The following is a 12015-nucleotide window of genomic DNA, read 5'->3' as shown; positions in this document are numbered from 1 at the left end:
GAGGATTTGTATAATCCAAATGACCCAGGCTTTATTACGGTTGAAGGAAAATTTATTTCTCAAATTTATGGTGGAGGAATCTATAATGAAAGTAGCTCGCCTACGATTTCAAATATAGTTTTTTTGTCGAATAAAAATGGAGGATTGTACAATAATCTTTCCTCTCCTACGCTCACAAATGTGGTTTTTTCAAAGAATTATGTAGGAATAATTAATAATGATTCTAACCCTATTATCACTAACGCAGTTTTCTCCGAAAACGATAATATCTCAAATTTTTATGGTGGAGCAATCTCTAACGATGGTTCGAGTCCGATAATTACCAATGCTGTTTTTTATGCTAATGGAAAAATTGCTCAAAACTACACCGTTACGGGCGGAGCAGGAGCAATAGCTAATAGGTATGGTTCGAATACAGTGTTAAAAAATTGTGTCTTTTGGGCAAATACTAAATTAGGAAATGCTACATCGGTAGGTGCCGATATTGAAAACTCCAACACTTCTACCGTAACGATTTCTTATTCATCTTTACAACTCGCCAATAATGTAACCAATTATCCAACAGCCGATTATCCGAGTATTGGCACGAGCAATAATATTTTTGCTCAAAATCCTCTATTTGTAAATACAGCCAGTCCAATCGGTGCAGATAATATCTGGATGACTGCCGACGATGGCTTGGCATTGCAAAGCACCTCACCGTGTGTCAATACAGGAACTGCAACGGGTTCTCCTACAACCGACATTTTAGGAAATGCTCGCTCAGGATTGCCCGATATGGGAGCGTATGAGTATTTTTTGGTAGTAGTAATTTATGAAACAATTACTTCGGGAAATAATTGGGGGGCCAATGCAACTTGGAGTACAAACAGTCCACCTACGGCTACAAACCCAGCAAAAATTAATGCCACTCATACAGTAAACGTACCTAATGCAGGCAATCAGGCTAAAATAATTCAGATGAATGGTGGAAATATCAATTTTAATGGAGGTACAATTCAGATAAATAATACCCCCAACCCCTAAAGGGGAGTTCATTTAAAATAAAATTTCAAAACAATAAATTTCTATGAAAAAGGCATTTTATCTTATAATTATCAATACTTTACTACAAATAATTCCCCCATCGGGGGTTAGGGGGCTTTTTGCCCAAAATTCAATAACAACGCCCACAGGTACACCGCTCACAATCGGAAATAATGGTGTGAAGTTGGCAAATCTAACTTCGGCTTCAACACCTGCTGCTTCAAATAATTTAGCTTTAAGTGTTGATGCTGCGGGGAATATTATTCTTGTGCCAGCTGCTGCAAGTGGCGGAGGCGACCCAAGTTTCAGAATCGTTAATTCAAACAATACAATGGGCGGGACTGGTTCGGGAAATGCCACAACAGCACTCGGTGTTGCCAATACTTTTTTTGGTTTTAATGCGGGTTATAGTACGGGTGCAACTGCTGCAGGTTCACAAAATGCCTTTTTTGGAGCAAATGCAGGATTTTATTCAACGGCTACTTGTTGTAATACCTTTGCTGGGGCAAGTGCTGGAGTTTTTAATACTTTGGGGGCATCTAATACTTTTTTAGGTCAAGCGGCAGGTGCAAATAATCGCACAGGTAATCAAAACATCATGATTGGTGTAAGTGCTGGTTATGATGGTATTGGTACAACAGCCAAAAATTCAAATTATAGCACTTTTATCGGCAATTATACAGGGCAAAACTCAACTGCTAATTATAATACCTTTATTGGTTATGCCGCAGGCCAGTTCTCAACAACTGGAGCAAATAACATTTGGATTGGTAATTTTGCAGGGGGAAATGCAGGCATTACCAATAATAATTCTTGTATATTTATTGGCGACCAATCTGGCTCTTGGACAGGTACAAATTTTGCTTCGCCAACTACCGTAGTGAATAATTTGACCAACGCCACATCTATCGGTTTTCAATCGCAAGTCACAGTGTCAAATGCTCTCACGTTGGGCGGAGTGGGAGCTTATGCCGTAAAAGTAGGCATAGGTATGCACAATCCTCAGTACCCACTTGATGTGAAGGGTGTTGTAAATATGCGTGTGGCCTATAATAACCCAAGCATGAAAGTAAACGACCGTGACTTTATGGGGATTGGAGAAGAAGGTGAATTTTGGGTGTCGAACTTCAAGATTCGCTACGAAAACGAAAACCAATGGTCGGATAAAGTATTTGAAAAAGATTATAAGTTGATGAAAATCAGCGATTTAGATAAATTTATAACCCAAAACAAACATTTGCCTAACATCCCATCTGCCAAAGAAGTAGTAGAAAAAGGAGTAAATAATGCCGAAATGACCGCCAAACTTTTAGAAAAAATTGAAGAAATGAGTTTGTATATTATTCAGCTCGAAAAGCGTGTAAAATTATTAGAACACTAAGCTAAATTTTGATTTGAATAATCACTTTTGTGCCAGATTCATCTACTAAATCAATTGTTTCAACTTTAATTTGTTTGGCGTAGCTTTGGTTGAAAAGTTCGATACGTTGGTTGGTTATGGTCGTTCCAAAAGACTTGTGAAGTACATCTTGTTTGTATTGAATTTCATTTGCTTTGGTACGGCCAACACCATTATCAACGATACTAATTTCGAGGTGTTTTTCGTAAGTTTGAGATACTTTAATTGCTAAAATCCTTTCAGTTTTATCGCTGTTTCGTAAGCCGTGAATGATTGCATTTTCTACAAAAGGTTGTAAAAGAAGCGGGGGAATCATTACCGAGTCAAGTTCAATTTCTTCATCAATATTTATCGAATAAAAGAAATTCGATTCAAAACGCCCTAACTCTACATCAATATAGAGTTTGATAGCTTCAAGTTCATTTCTGAGTGAGATAGTATTTTCTTTAGAATAACTCAGAATCGTACGGAGTAATTTTGAGAACTTTGCGAGATAATTTTTGGCCTTTTCTTTTTGGTCAGAAAGCACAAAATATCTGACAGTATTGAGCGAATTGAACACAAAGTGCGGATTCATTTGGCTACGCAAAGCCATCATTTCTACTTCTATTGCTTTCTTTTCGAGGGCATTTTTAGCTTGGCGTTCATCTCCAATCTTTTTGGCTATAGCCAATGCAAAAACAATTATTTCGAGTAGAATTGCAAAAGGAAGTGTAAATAAATGATTGAAAATTCCGTACCAAACTTGTTGATTTAAGAAACCTGCTTTCAGCCATGCAATCAGTCCAAAAACAATCAGAATTCCGTTACTTACCAATACATATTTTACCATCGAAGACCTCACTTTTTTGGCGGTAAAAACCAAAATTCCGATGTAAACCAAAATTAGAGGAATGCGAGTGACAATAAACAGTTTTGCTTGAAGTCCCGAATCATTCGTCAGAATAAGCCATAAAAAGATGCCAATTCCGTAAAAAATAAAGGCTTTGCTGGTTATTTTAATGAATTGATAGAGCTTATCTTGGTTTTTGTGGAGGTCTAATAACTCAGCAATAAAGACCAAATAAGCCGCAAATCCAAGCCACATGATGGCCTCGCCACCGTGAATTTTTATGATAGGAATGATACCAACAATTTTACCAACATACGTAAATGAACGACTTTTGATTAACGTAAAAGCAAAGGCCGAAAGAACATAAAATAAATAATATCGGTAAAGTTTTTCGGAGCGGTTACGATTGTAAATCAATAAAATAATGATAAAAATTACACCTAAGCCACCTTGATAGAAAACCCGAATCTGGAGTTCATTGAGGTTATGTAGATAATATTGGTTAAACCATCGACTTTGATTTTTCTCGGTCTTTAGAAAATAAGATATTCGGAGATTTTTTTGCGGAAAAAGTCTTAAAAAAGGCAATAATCCTTGATAATTACTGGCTTTTATAAAGACTTCAATCGTTTTCCGACCCTTTATCGAAAAGCTATCAACCCCCACGAGATGGTTTTCGTTCATGCCCCAAGTAGATATAAATTCACCGTTGGTTAGCTTATTTATTAATTTTTTGTTTTCAAAAACGTAATATTCGCTAATTTCGTTATCGGGGTTTCTGATAAAAATTGGCTGAGTGGCATCTGTTTCATTTTCAACGAAAAAATGAAGCCAAATCGTCTTGTTCTTTTCTGGCTTGAAATCAGGTTTTAGCAATAGCCATTTTGTGTTTTTCTTTACCGATTCTAAAGTCTGATTGTTATCTGCCACCAAAACATAACTCTTTTCATAGAGATTTGATGATTTATTGTCGGTCAATCGTAGTGTATCTCCAACTGCCAGAGCATTATTGGCAATTAATAAGCAGATGACTACGAATGACTGATAATAAAATTTCATTTTATGGTACCCTAATAAGAGATGGTTTACCAATTTGTTGTATAAACATAGGGCTAAATTTGCAAAACTACTTGCATTTGTTCAAAACTTCTTGGGCAAGTTTTTTAGCAATCGAAAGATTTTCTTCATCGTTTGTGCTAATATCTACTACAATTTGGAAAGTGATTTTTCCAACCAGCACCGTCAATTCTTTTTCTTTGATACGCCACGAAGCCGCTTCGCCAATGCCCGCAACTTCCTTGAAAATGATGTCATCGGCCGAAAGTTCTTTGGCCATATTGGTAGCGGTTTTAGTGGTTTTAGCATCATAACCTTTTTCTTTTAATACTTCACCCGTTTTTTTGAAGGCCGTTTCTTTTTCGGCCGCACTGGTATTACGATAAAATGCCTTGAAACTTTCGAGAGGCGTAGCTTTGCGAGTAATCATAAAAAGGCCGCTGCCCACCCATTTCAGACCGATACGATTAGGGCTTGGTACGTCCATATCTCGTCCCATCATTTTCATTTTTCGGCTTCGGCCACTTTCCCAAGTATATTCGTAAGTATCTTTATCGTGCTTTTTGGCTTCGGGACGAAAATCATACTTTTTCTTAGCCTTCGACATATCGCTCGTGTAGTGTTTCTTGATAACTTCGAGAGGTAGTAATTGGTCGATTTTGGTTTGGTAGCTCAAAATACATGCCGACACATCGGCAACTGTAGATGCTGCGTTATCGGGATTAGTCGAATTTCCGTTGGTCGTATTACAAGAAGAAAGTAAAACGGCCATAAGTATTAGTAAATTCTTCATGAATAGAGTTTAATCACAAGTGAGTAGCTTGACTTGGTCTTCATAAATCTTTCTTTGAGCCGCAGTATAGACCGAACAATCTTTTATAATATCGTTGAGCGATTTTTTCAAGGCTTCACATTTTGATTTATTGTTGGGGTCATTAACCCATTCAGTTACATTTTTTTCGTATTCAGCGGCGGCCTTTTCGCATTTATTGTTGGAAATAGGATTTACCGCATTGCCAACTCTTCCACATGATATAGCGGCTAAGAGTGAAATTGAAATAATTAGTTTTTTCATGGTTTTATTTGAATGTTAAGTAGTCCACGGTCAATAGTCGACAAGTCCATAGAAAGTTAATGGGCTTATAAACAGCCTCTTAGCTATTTATAGAATTGTCGAATGTATAAATCTTATTACTTACTTAGCTGTGAAAGTAAAATTAATCTTCATTTCACAGGTTTTTTGGTTTGGAATATTGACATAAATATCAGTAACGCCACTTAATTGTGTGGGACTTAGTACATTTACTGTATAAAAAGTCTTGAACGCCGCTTCAGCTTCGGGTAATACTGTAGCACGATAAGTATTTTCGGCTAAAGTGAGCCATTTAGCATTAGGTGGTAATAAATCAGACGGGTTAAAAGGCTTACTAAAAACTTTATTTCCACTCTTGATATTGGCAAAACCATCGGTTTGATTGGCCAACTGACTCGGACAGTTTTTCAAGATTGGCTTGTCAGTCTTGGCAATCCAATTTCCATCTTTTGGTTGAATGGCCTTTTCGAATGGCAGTCCGCCTTTGGCTACATTTGGTTCACCTTTACCGCCGAAATATTCGTTGAGTTGTTTTACGCTACGCTTATTATCAGGATAGTGAATATCTTGCCCTTGCTTATTTTTGAAAAATACCATTGTGCCTTTACTTTTTTCAAAAGTGCCTAAATATCCGAGCAGATTGTCAATATCTTTAAAGCTGTATTGAGTCTGATAAAATTTGCAACCTTGCTCAAATTTGCAATACGCAATCGTTACTTGTGCTTGGGTGTTTAAAAGACAGAATACACCCAGAACGGTCATCAGTGCTTTTTTCATAGTTACTTTTTTAAGCTAAATTTCAAATTGGTTAAGCTCAGGTCTAAATCAGTATAATTGGTAAGTTGAGCATTGATTGTACCTTCAATTTCTTTATCTCGTATATATTTTGTGATTTTAAAATTGCCACTTTTGGCAAAAAGAGGTAAATTATTATAGGTAATTAATAAATTTCCATTCAAATTTTCTTTTTGAGCTGGAATGGTAAATTGGTAGATTTTATCAATTTTGAGCTCAGTATCTGTAAATTGTAGTGATATTTTATTATTTTCATTTTCAAAACCTGTGGCATCAATTAAGGCTGTTAATCCGTCAAATTTTAGTGTTTTGGCTATCCAATCTTTACCGCCGAGTACACCTTTCATGCTGCCAGTGACTTTCGAACTACCATTTGATGAAGAATTATTGTCAGGCTCGACATCACTTTTGGTGCATGATGCCAAAATTGTGACTACTACGAAAATTAGAATTAGCTTTTTCATGGCAATTTTGTTTATTGGTATTGATAAGTAATTACTAAGCTGTGAAATTGAAGCGTATTGCCTGTCCAATTGCCAACTGATGAAATATTTATATAATATGAGTTATTTTGATTATCAATTATTTCGTTTGCATTATCGTTTAAACTGAAAATATTAGCAGTATTAGTAGAACTTTGAGCAGTTGCAATGGCAGTAAATGTATTTGAGAGGTGACTATTTTTGTTGAATGTAAACGATAGATTAGATGCTGAGTTATCCAATAAAAACATCCTAATATTTGTTACCTTCACTCCATCGGGCAGGTTTATTGGTAAATACATGGTTGCACCAATATTTGTGGTGTTAAACCATGCAAAGCCACTTCCTTTGCGTAATTGGTCGTCATAATCTTGGGCTTGAACAGCACTGAAATTATAGCTCGCGTAGTGATTTGAAGAGTTTTCTATTCTTAAAATACCATCTTTGTCTGCAAAAACTGGGCGACGCTCGGTGGTGGTGTTTTCTGAAAAATCAAAATCTGAAATCCGAATGCCATTCAAATTTATTGACATACGTTCTTCAACGGTATTGTCATTAATATTCGTAAACTTAATTTCATTTCTACCCCTTATATATAATAAAGAACCCAAACTTGAAATTCTTGCATTTTCTTGTGAACCAACATAAAAACGAATTAATTGTTCGGTACCTCCAGTAGGGGTTTCAAATCTAAGAGTAGGAGTAATAGTACTTGATTTTAAGGAAATCCTTTCTCCTTCCAAATTAGATGGTTGAATAAGTACAGATTGTGAAAAAGCAGTACTATGCACAATTATAAAAAAAAGTATTATTGAAATTTTCGTTTTCATGTTTTTATCACCCCTTTAGGGGCTTGGGGGTTTAAAGTTTAACAAATTCTACTCTACGATTATTGGCTTTGCCTTGTGGTGTGGTGTTTGGGTCAGATGGCTGGGTTTCGCCTTTGCCGTCGGTTTCCATGCGGGCGGCTTCGATGCCAAATTCGGCCGAAAGTGCATTTTTTACTGAAGCCGCACGGCGTTTCGATAAGTCAAGATTTTTGGCATCATCGCCATCGGAATCTGTATGACCTATGATTTTTACTTTCACGGCAGGGTTTTCTTTTAAAACCGTTCCGATTTCTTTCAAAACCCCGTAAGATTCGGGTTTGATTTTATCAGAATTTACATCAAATAAAATCCCACGAGTTACGAGTTTGCCTTCGGTGATGAGTTTATTTCGGGTATCGGGAGCACCTTCGGCGATGCGTAGATTGGTGATAAAATTTGCTCCTGCAAACAAATTATTATTGAAAAGCATCGAATATTTTAAGGTGGGGTCAAAAGCACGAGGTAAATCCCAAACTTTAGTTTCGTTTACGTAAAGGCGGATACGAGTTTTTTGTCGCCAGATTGAGACTCGATTCACTTCTCCATCTTTCCAGCTAAACGGAATCGTATTTTCTAATACTTTCTCATTGTTTTTATCAAAAACCCATGCCGAACTCGTGCTTCCCCCTTGGTCTGGCATCGGGTGTATATCAAAGCCTACTTGTGGGTCTGTGCCAAAACTGGCATCAAAAGTAGGTTTTCTTTTACTGATTTCAGGAAAGAATACCATCAACCCCGACATATTTTGAGAAACATCCTCACTAATCATCATGTCAAATTCCATCGTGAAGTTTTCTGGCAATTGATTCACAAAATCAGGGAAGAAAAGCCCTCGGTCGCTGGCTTTGAGCCATTTACCTTTTTGTCCGTCAATCGTCACAATTTCACCACCCGCATTTGTATTCCATTTTGCAGGAAAATCGCCAACGGCATCTTGCCCAAAATCTTCGACGGCAACCACTTTTTCACCAGGAATAAAATCAAATTTAGAATACGATTTCATACTTGACTTGGGCTGTGAAGTGCCTGATTCTGAAGTAGGTTTGCTTGCTTTTGTAGTATTTTTGTTACTTGCTGTAGTTTCTTCGGCTTCTTCGGATTCCTCCGATTCTTCGTTTTCTGTTTTCTTAGAAGAAGTTTTTTTAGTTGTTTTTTCTTCTTTTTCTGGCTTTTCTTTTTTCTTGAAGATATTCCCGATTCCTTCCTCAACTTTGTCGAGGCCTTTATCGAGTGTGCGGTCAATCGCACCGTTGGTGCGGTCTTGGGCTTTGCGTTTGGCTACTTCTTTGGGATTGATGATTTGAGCATCAACTAAGAAAGAAACAAAAAGACATGAAACAATAAATAAGATTTTCATGGTAGGCTCATTATTTGATTAATGAGTCAAAACTATTGAGGATTTGAATACAGAAATAATGAGAATTAGTGGATGGTAGAAGCTGGAAGCCGTTGGTAGATTTGAGTGAGTAAATGGCAGAAAGCGTATTTTTACTTAGTTAGCTCATTGATTACCTCTTCTTTGCGAGCCCGTGAAATCGGAATTTCGGCGTTATCAATCATTAAAATATAGCCACCATCGGCTTTTACGTATTTTTTTACGTGATTTTTGGCAATAATGTGTGAGTTATGCACCCGAATAAAAGGCAAATCCGATAGAGTTTCTTCAATTTCTTTCAAGGTTCGGCTCACGAGCATCATGGGTGCGTTTTGTAGAAAAATCTTTGTGTAATTACTATCTGATTCACAACGAATGATTTTTTCGACTTCCACAAACTCAAAACCTTCTAAAGTTGGCAAGGCAATTCGTTTTACTGCTGTTTGTCCCGACTTGAAAACTTCCAGCAAATGTTCGAAATGATTGTTTTGGGTGTTGTTTTTGCTTTTATTTTTATTTTCAAATTGTCTGATACTATTGATGAGTTCAATTTCGTCAACGGGCTTTAGTAGATAATCAAATGCACTAAATTTAAAGGCTTTGATGGCGTATTGGTCGTAGGCTGTCACGAAAATAATATCGAAATTGATAGGAGCAAGTCGGTTAAGTAGCTCAAAGCCATTCATAAATGGCATATCAATATCTAAAAAAACAAGGTCGATTTGGTTAGAGCGAAGAAAAACAAGAGCTTCGGCAGGATGATTAAACGAAGCGACGACCTGTACTTGCGGACAGTCTTCAGCCAAAAGAATTTCGAGACTTTTGGTAGCGTGTGGCTCGTCGTCTATAATAACTGTTCTAATCATTTGGGATTTTTATTGAGAACAAAAATATGAATAATGTGCTTATGTCTCAATTTTTTGATGTTAAATTTGGGTTTATACTTTTTATAAGCAAAACTTAGCACTGCTAGTTTTTGTTATATTTGCGAATTAGCTTTTGCAAAAGAAAATTTGATTTTTACCACGATGTGTTTAGTCTATGAGAAAAATATTCACTCATTCACTCATTCACTCATTCACTCATTCACTCATTCACTCATTTACTTAATGAAACTCATAAAAGTAGCAGCAGGAACACTCAACCAAACGCCTTTGGCTTGGGAGCAGAACCAAAAAAATATTATTGATTGTATAAAAGAGGCTGATAAACAAGATATTAGCTTGTTGTGTTTGCCCGAACTGTGCATTACGGGCTATGGCTGCGAAGATGCGTTCTATTCGTGGGATTTGGTCGAACAAGCCAAAGAAAGCCTGCTCGAAATCGTTCAACATACTTCTGGCATGATAGTTTCGGTGGGTTTACCTATTCGTTTCAATAATAAAATCTACAATACAGCTTGTCTGATTGCCAATAAAAGAATTTTAGGATTTGTCTGTAAACAGCATTTACCAAACTACGGAGTATTCTACGAAGACCGTTGGTTTCATCGTTGGCAGGCAGGCGTACGTGACGAAATCGAAATTGATGAATTCAAATATCCAATCGGAGATTTAGTTTTTGAATTGAGTGGTGTCCGTATTGGTTTCGAGATTTGTGAAGATGCTTGGGTGGCCAATCGCCCAGGACGAGCGATGTTCGATAGGGGAGTAGATATTATTCTGAACCCAAGTGCAAGTCCGTTTTCGTTTTCAAAATTCGTAACCCGTGAACGCTTCGTTATTGATGGAAGTCGCTCATTTTCATGTAGTTATATCTATACAAATTTACTTGGCAATGAATCGGGTCGCTTAATTTTTGATGGTGATGCCATGATTGCTTCTGATGGAAACCTGTTGGTTTCTTCGCCACGTTTCGGTTATGCCGATTTTTACGTAACCAGTGCCGTTATTGATGTAGAGGCCCCAAAAGTAAACCATTCACAAGTAAAATCACCGATTACGCAAGGAAATTGGAAAGTACCAGCATCGTTCGATTTCCCAGAAATAAAACCAGTTGCTCCGCAATCTGCCGAGTTAGAGAAATTTGAGCGTGGAGGTTTCTTGAAAGAAGAAGAGTTTGCTCGTGCCGTAAGTTTGGCTTTGTTCGATTATCTCCGTAAATCTCGTTCGCAAGGTTTCACAGTTTCGCTTTCGGGTGGAGCAGATTCTTGTGCGTGTGTGGCTCTTTGCGGCTTGATGATTCGTTTGGCCGATGAAAGTATTGGCTTAGAAGCTTTCAAGAAAAAACTTTCGTTTATCAAGAAAATACAGGATTGCACCACGGTCGAGCAAATTGCCGAAAGAATGATTCATAGTATTTATCAAGGCACAGAAAATAGTTCGACAGATACCTACGAATCGGCTGAAAGTTTGGCAAAAAGCATCGGTGCAACTTTTTACAATGTCAATATCAACGGACTCGTAGAAACCTATAAAGACTTGATAGAAAAACAAATAGGTAGAGATTTAACTTGGGAAACCGACGATTTGCCACTACAAAATATTCAGGCACGAGTGAGAGCCCCAAGTGTTTGGTTACTCACAAACTTGCATAATCATCTACTGATTGCTACCTCAAACCGCTCAGAAGTGGCCGTTGGCTACTGCACGATGGACGGTGATACGGCTGGAAGTATCAATCCGATTGCAGGAATTGATAAGTTTTGGTTGAAAAAATGGTTAGTTTGGCTCGAAACTGTGGGCTGTGATGTGAAAGGAAAACATATCAAGATTGAAGGCTTGAAAAAGGTAAATAGCCTGCAACCAACGGCTGAGCTTCGTCCGCTCGAAACCAAACAAACCGACGAAAAAGACCTAATGCCTTATGAAGTCCTAAACTCAATCGAGGGAGTGGCTATCCGAGATAAAAAGCCACCGTTAGAGTGCTTACTTTTCATGGAAGCTCAATACGCTGACCGTTTCGACCGCCAGACTCTAGCCAATTGGGTAGAAAAATTCTTCAGAATGTGGAGCCGAAATCAATGGAAACGTGAGCGTTATGCCCCGAGTTTTCACTTAGATAGCTATAATCTCGACCCTCGTGGCTGGTGCCGATTCCCGATTTTATCGGGCGGATTTGAAAAAGAACTGGCCGATATGCGAGATTA

General features: G+C 37.6%; 11 protein-coding genes. 3 read left to right on the top strand and 8 right to left on the bottom strand.

What is annotated here, in order from left to right; translation table 11 throughout:
* The coding region (locus ACOVO2_RS17460; protein ID WP_421771213.1) for a choice-of-anchor Q domain-containing protein at nucleotides 1–1026 on the top strand (1026 nt) is incomplete at its 5' end.
* A 43-nt stretch (nucleotides 1027–1069) separates the two neighbouring features.
* Nucleotides 1070–2407, top strand: coding sequence for a hypothetical protein (locus ACOVO2_RS17455; protein ID WP_421771212.1), 1338 nt, complete (start codon nucleotides 1070–1072; stop codon nucleotides 2405–2407).
* A 1-nt stretch (nucleotide 2408) separates the two neighbouring features.
* On the opposite strand, the gene ACOVO2_RS17450 is transcribed toward ACOVO2_RS17455, so the two are convergent.
* The 8 genes from ACOVO2_RS17450 to ACOVO2_RS17415 all read right to left on the bottom strand — a co-directional run bounded on the left by ACOVO2_RS17450 (nucleotide 2409) and on the right by ACOVO2_RS17415 (nucleotide 9793).
* Entirely contained in the window at nucleotides 2409–4316 is a 1908-nt protein-coding gene (locus ACOVO2_RS17450) for a sensor histidine kinase (protein ID WP_421771211.1), read from the bottom strand.
* A 67-nt stretch (nucleotides 4317–4383) separates the two neighbouring features.
* Nucleotides 4384–5106, bottom strand: a complete 723-nt coding sequence (locus ACOVO2_RS17445) for a hypothetical protein (protein WP_421771210.1) — start codon at nucleotides 5104–5106, stop codon at nucleotides 4384–4386.
* A 9-nt stretch (nucleotides 5107–5115) separates the two neighbouring features.
* Nucleotides 5116–5388: a hypothetical protein gene (locus ACOVO2_RS17440; protein ID WP_421771209.1), complete on the bottom strand. Its 273-nt coding sequence runs from the start codon at nucleotides 5386–5388 to the stop codon at nucleotides 5116–5118.
* A gap of 120 nt (nucleotides 5389–5508) precedes the next feature.
* Nucleotides 5509–6183 carry a hypothetical protein gene (locus ACOVO2_RS17435; protein ID WP_421771208.1) on the bottom strand — a complete coding sequence of 225 codons (675 nt, stop codon included), beginning with the start codon at nucleotides 6181–6183 and terminating at the stop codon, nucleotides 5509–5511.
* A gap of 2 nt (nucleotides 6184–6185) precedes the next feature.
* Nucleotides 6186–6665, bottom strand: a complete 480-nt coding sequence (locus tag ACOVO2_RS17430) for a hypothetical protein (RefSeq protein WP_421771207.1) — start codon at nucleotides 6663–6665, stop codon at nucleotides 6186–6188.
* A gap of 11 nt (nucleotides 6666–6676) precedes the next feature.
* Nucleotides 6677–7513 carry a hypothetical protein gene (locus tag ACOVO2_RS17425; RefSeq protein WP_421771206.1) on the bottom strand — a complete coding sequence of 279 codons (837 nt, stop codon included), beginning with the start codon at nucleotides 7511–7513 and terminating at the stop codon, nucleotides 6677–6679.
* Nucleotides 7514–7544: 31 nt separating this feature from the next.
* Entirely contained in the window at nucleotides 7545–8909 is a 1365-nt protein-coding gene (locus ACOVO2_RS17420) for an OmpA family protein (protein WP_421771205.1), read from the bottom strand.
* Between the two features lie 131 nt (nucleotides 8910–9040).
* Nucleotides 9041–9793: a LytR/AlgR family response regulator transcription factor gene (locus ACOVO2_RS17415; RefSeq protein WP_421771204.1), complete on the bottom strand. Its 753-nt coding sequence runs from the start codon at nucleotides 9791–9793 to the stop codon at nucleotides 9041–9043.
* Between the two features lie 243 nt (nucleotides 9794–10036).
* On the opposite strand from ACOVO2_RS17415, the gene nadE reads away from it, so the two are divergent.
* Nucleotides 10037–12015: NAD(+) synthase (gene nadE, locus ACOVO2_RS17410; protein WP_421771203.1), on the top strand; the 1979-nt coding region annotated here is incomplete at its 3' end.

This window comes from Emticicia sp. (assembly GCF_049241225.1).
Lineage (GTDB): Bacteria > Bacteroidota > Bacteroidia > Cytophagales > Spirosomataceae > Emticicia.
This window is presented reverse-complemented; position numbering and strand designations above follow the sequence as displayed.

What these genes read in the sequence shown, in the direction of transcription:
- ACOVO2_RS17455 (WP_421771212.1), top strand. Translation starts at nt 1,070, where the DNA reads ATGAAAAAGGCATTTTATCTTATAATTATCAATACTTTACTACAAATA.
- ACOVO2_RS17450 (WP_421771211.1), bottom strand. Translation starts at nt 4,316, where the DNA reads ATGAAATTTTATTATCAGTCATTCGTAGTCATCTGCTTATTAATTGCC.
- ACOVO2_RS17445 (WP_421771210.1), bottom strand. Translation starts at nt 5,106, where the DNA reads ATGAAGAATTTACTAATACTTATGGCCGTTTTACTTTCTTCTTGTAAT.
- ACOVO2_RS17440 (WP_421771209.1), bottom strand. Translation starts at nt 5,388, where the DNA reads ATGAAAAAACTAATTATTTCAATTTCACTCTTAGCCGCTATATCATGT.
- ACOVO2_RS17435 (WP_421771208.1), bottom strand. Translation starts at nt 6,183, where the DNA reads ATGAAAAAAGCACTGATGACCGTTCTGGGTGTATTCTGTCTTTTAAAC.
- ACOVO2_RS17430 (WP_421771207.1), bottom strand. Translation starts at nt 6,665, where the DNA reads ATGAAAAAGCTAATTCTAATTTTCGTAGTAGTCACAATTTTGGCATCA.
- ACOVO2_RS17425 (WP_421771206.1), bottom strand. Translation starts at nt 7,513, where the DNA reads ATGAAAACGAAAATTTCAATAATACTTTTTTTTATAATTGTGCATAGT.
- ACOVO2_RS17420 (WP_421771205.1), bottom strand. Translation starts at nt 8,909, where the DNA reads ATGAAAATCTTATTTATTGTTTCATGTCTTTTTGTTTCTTTCTTAGTT.
- ACOVO2_RS17415 (WP_421771204.1), bottom strand. Translation starts at nt 9,793, where the DNA reads ATGATTAGAACAGTTATTATAGACGACGAGCCACACGCTACCAAAAGT.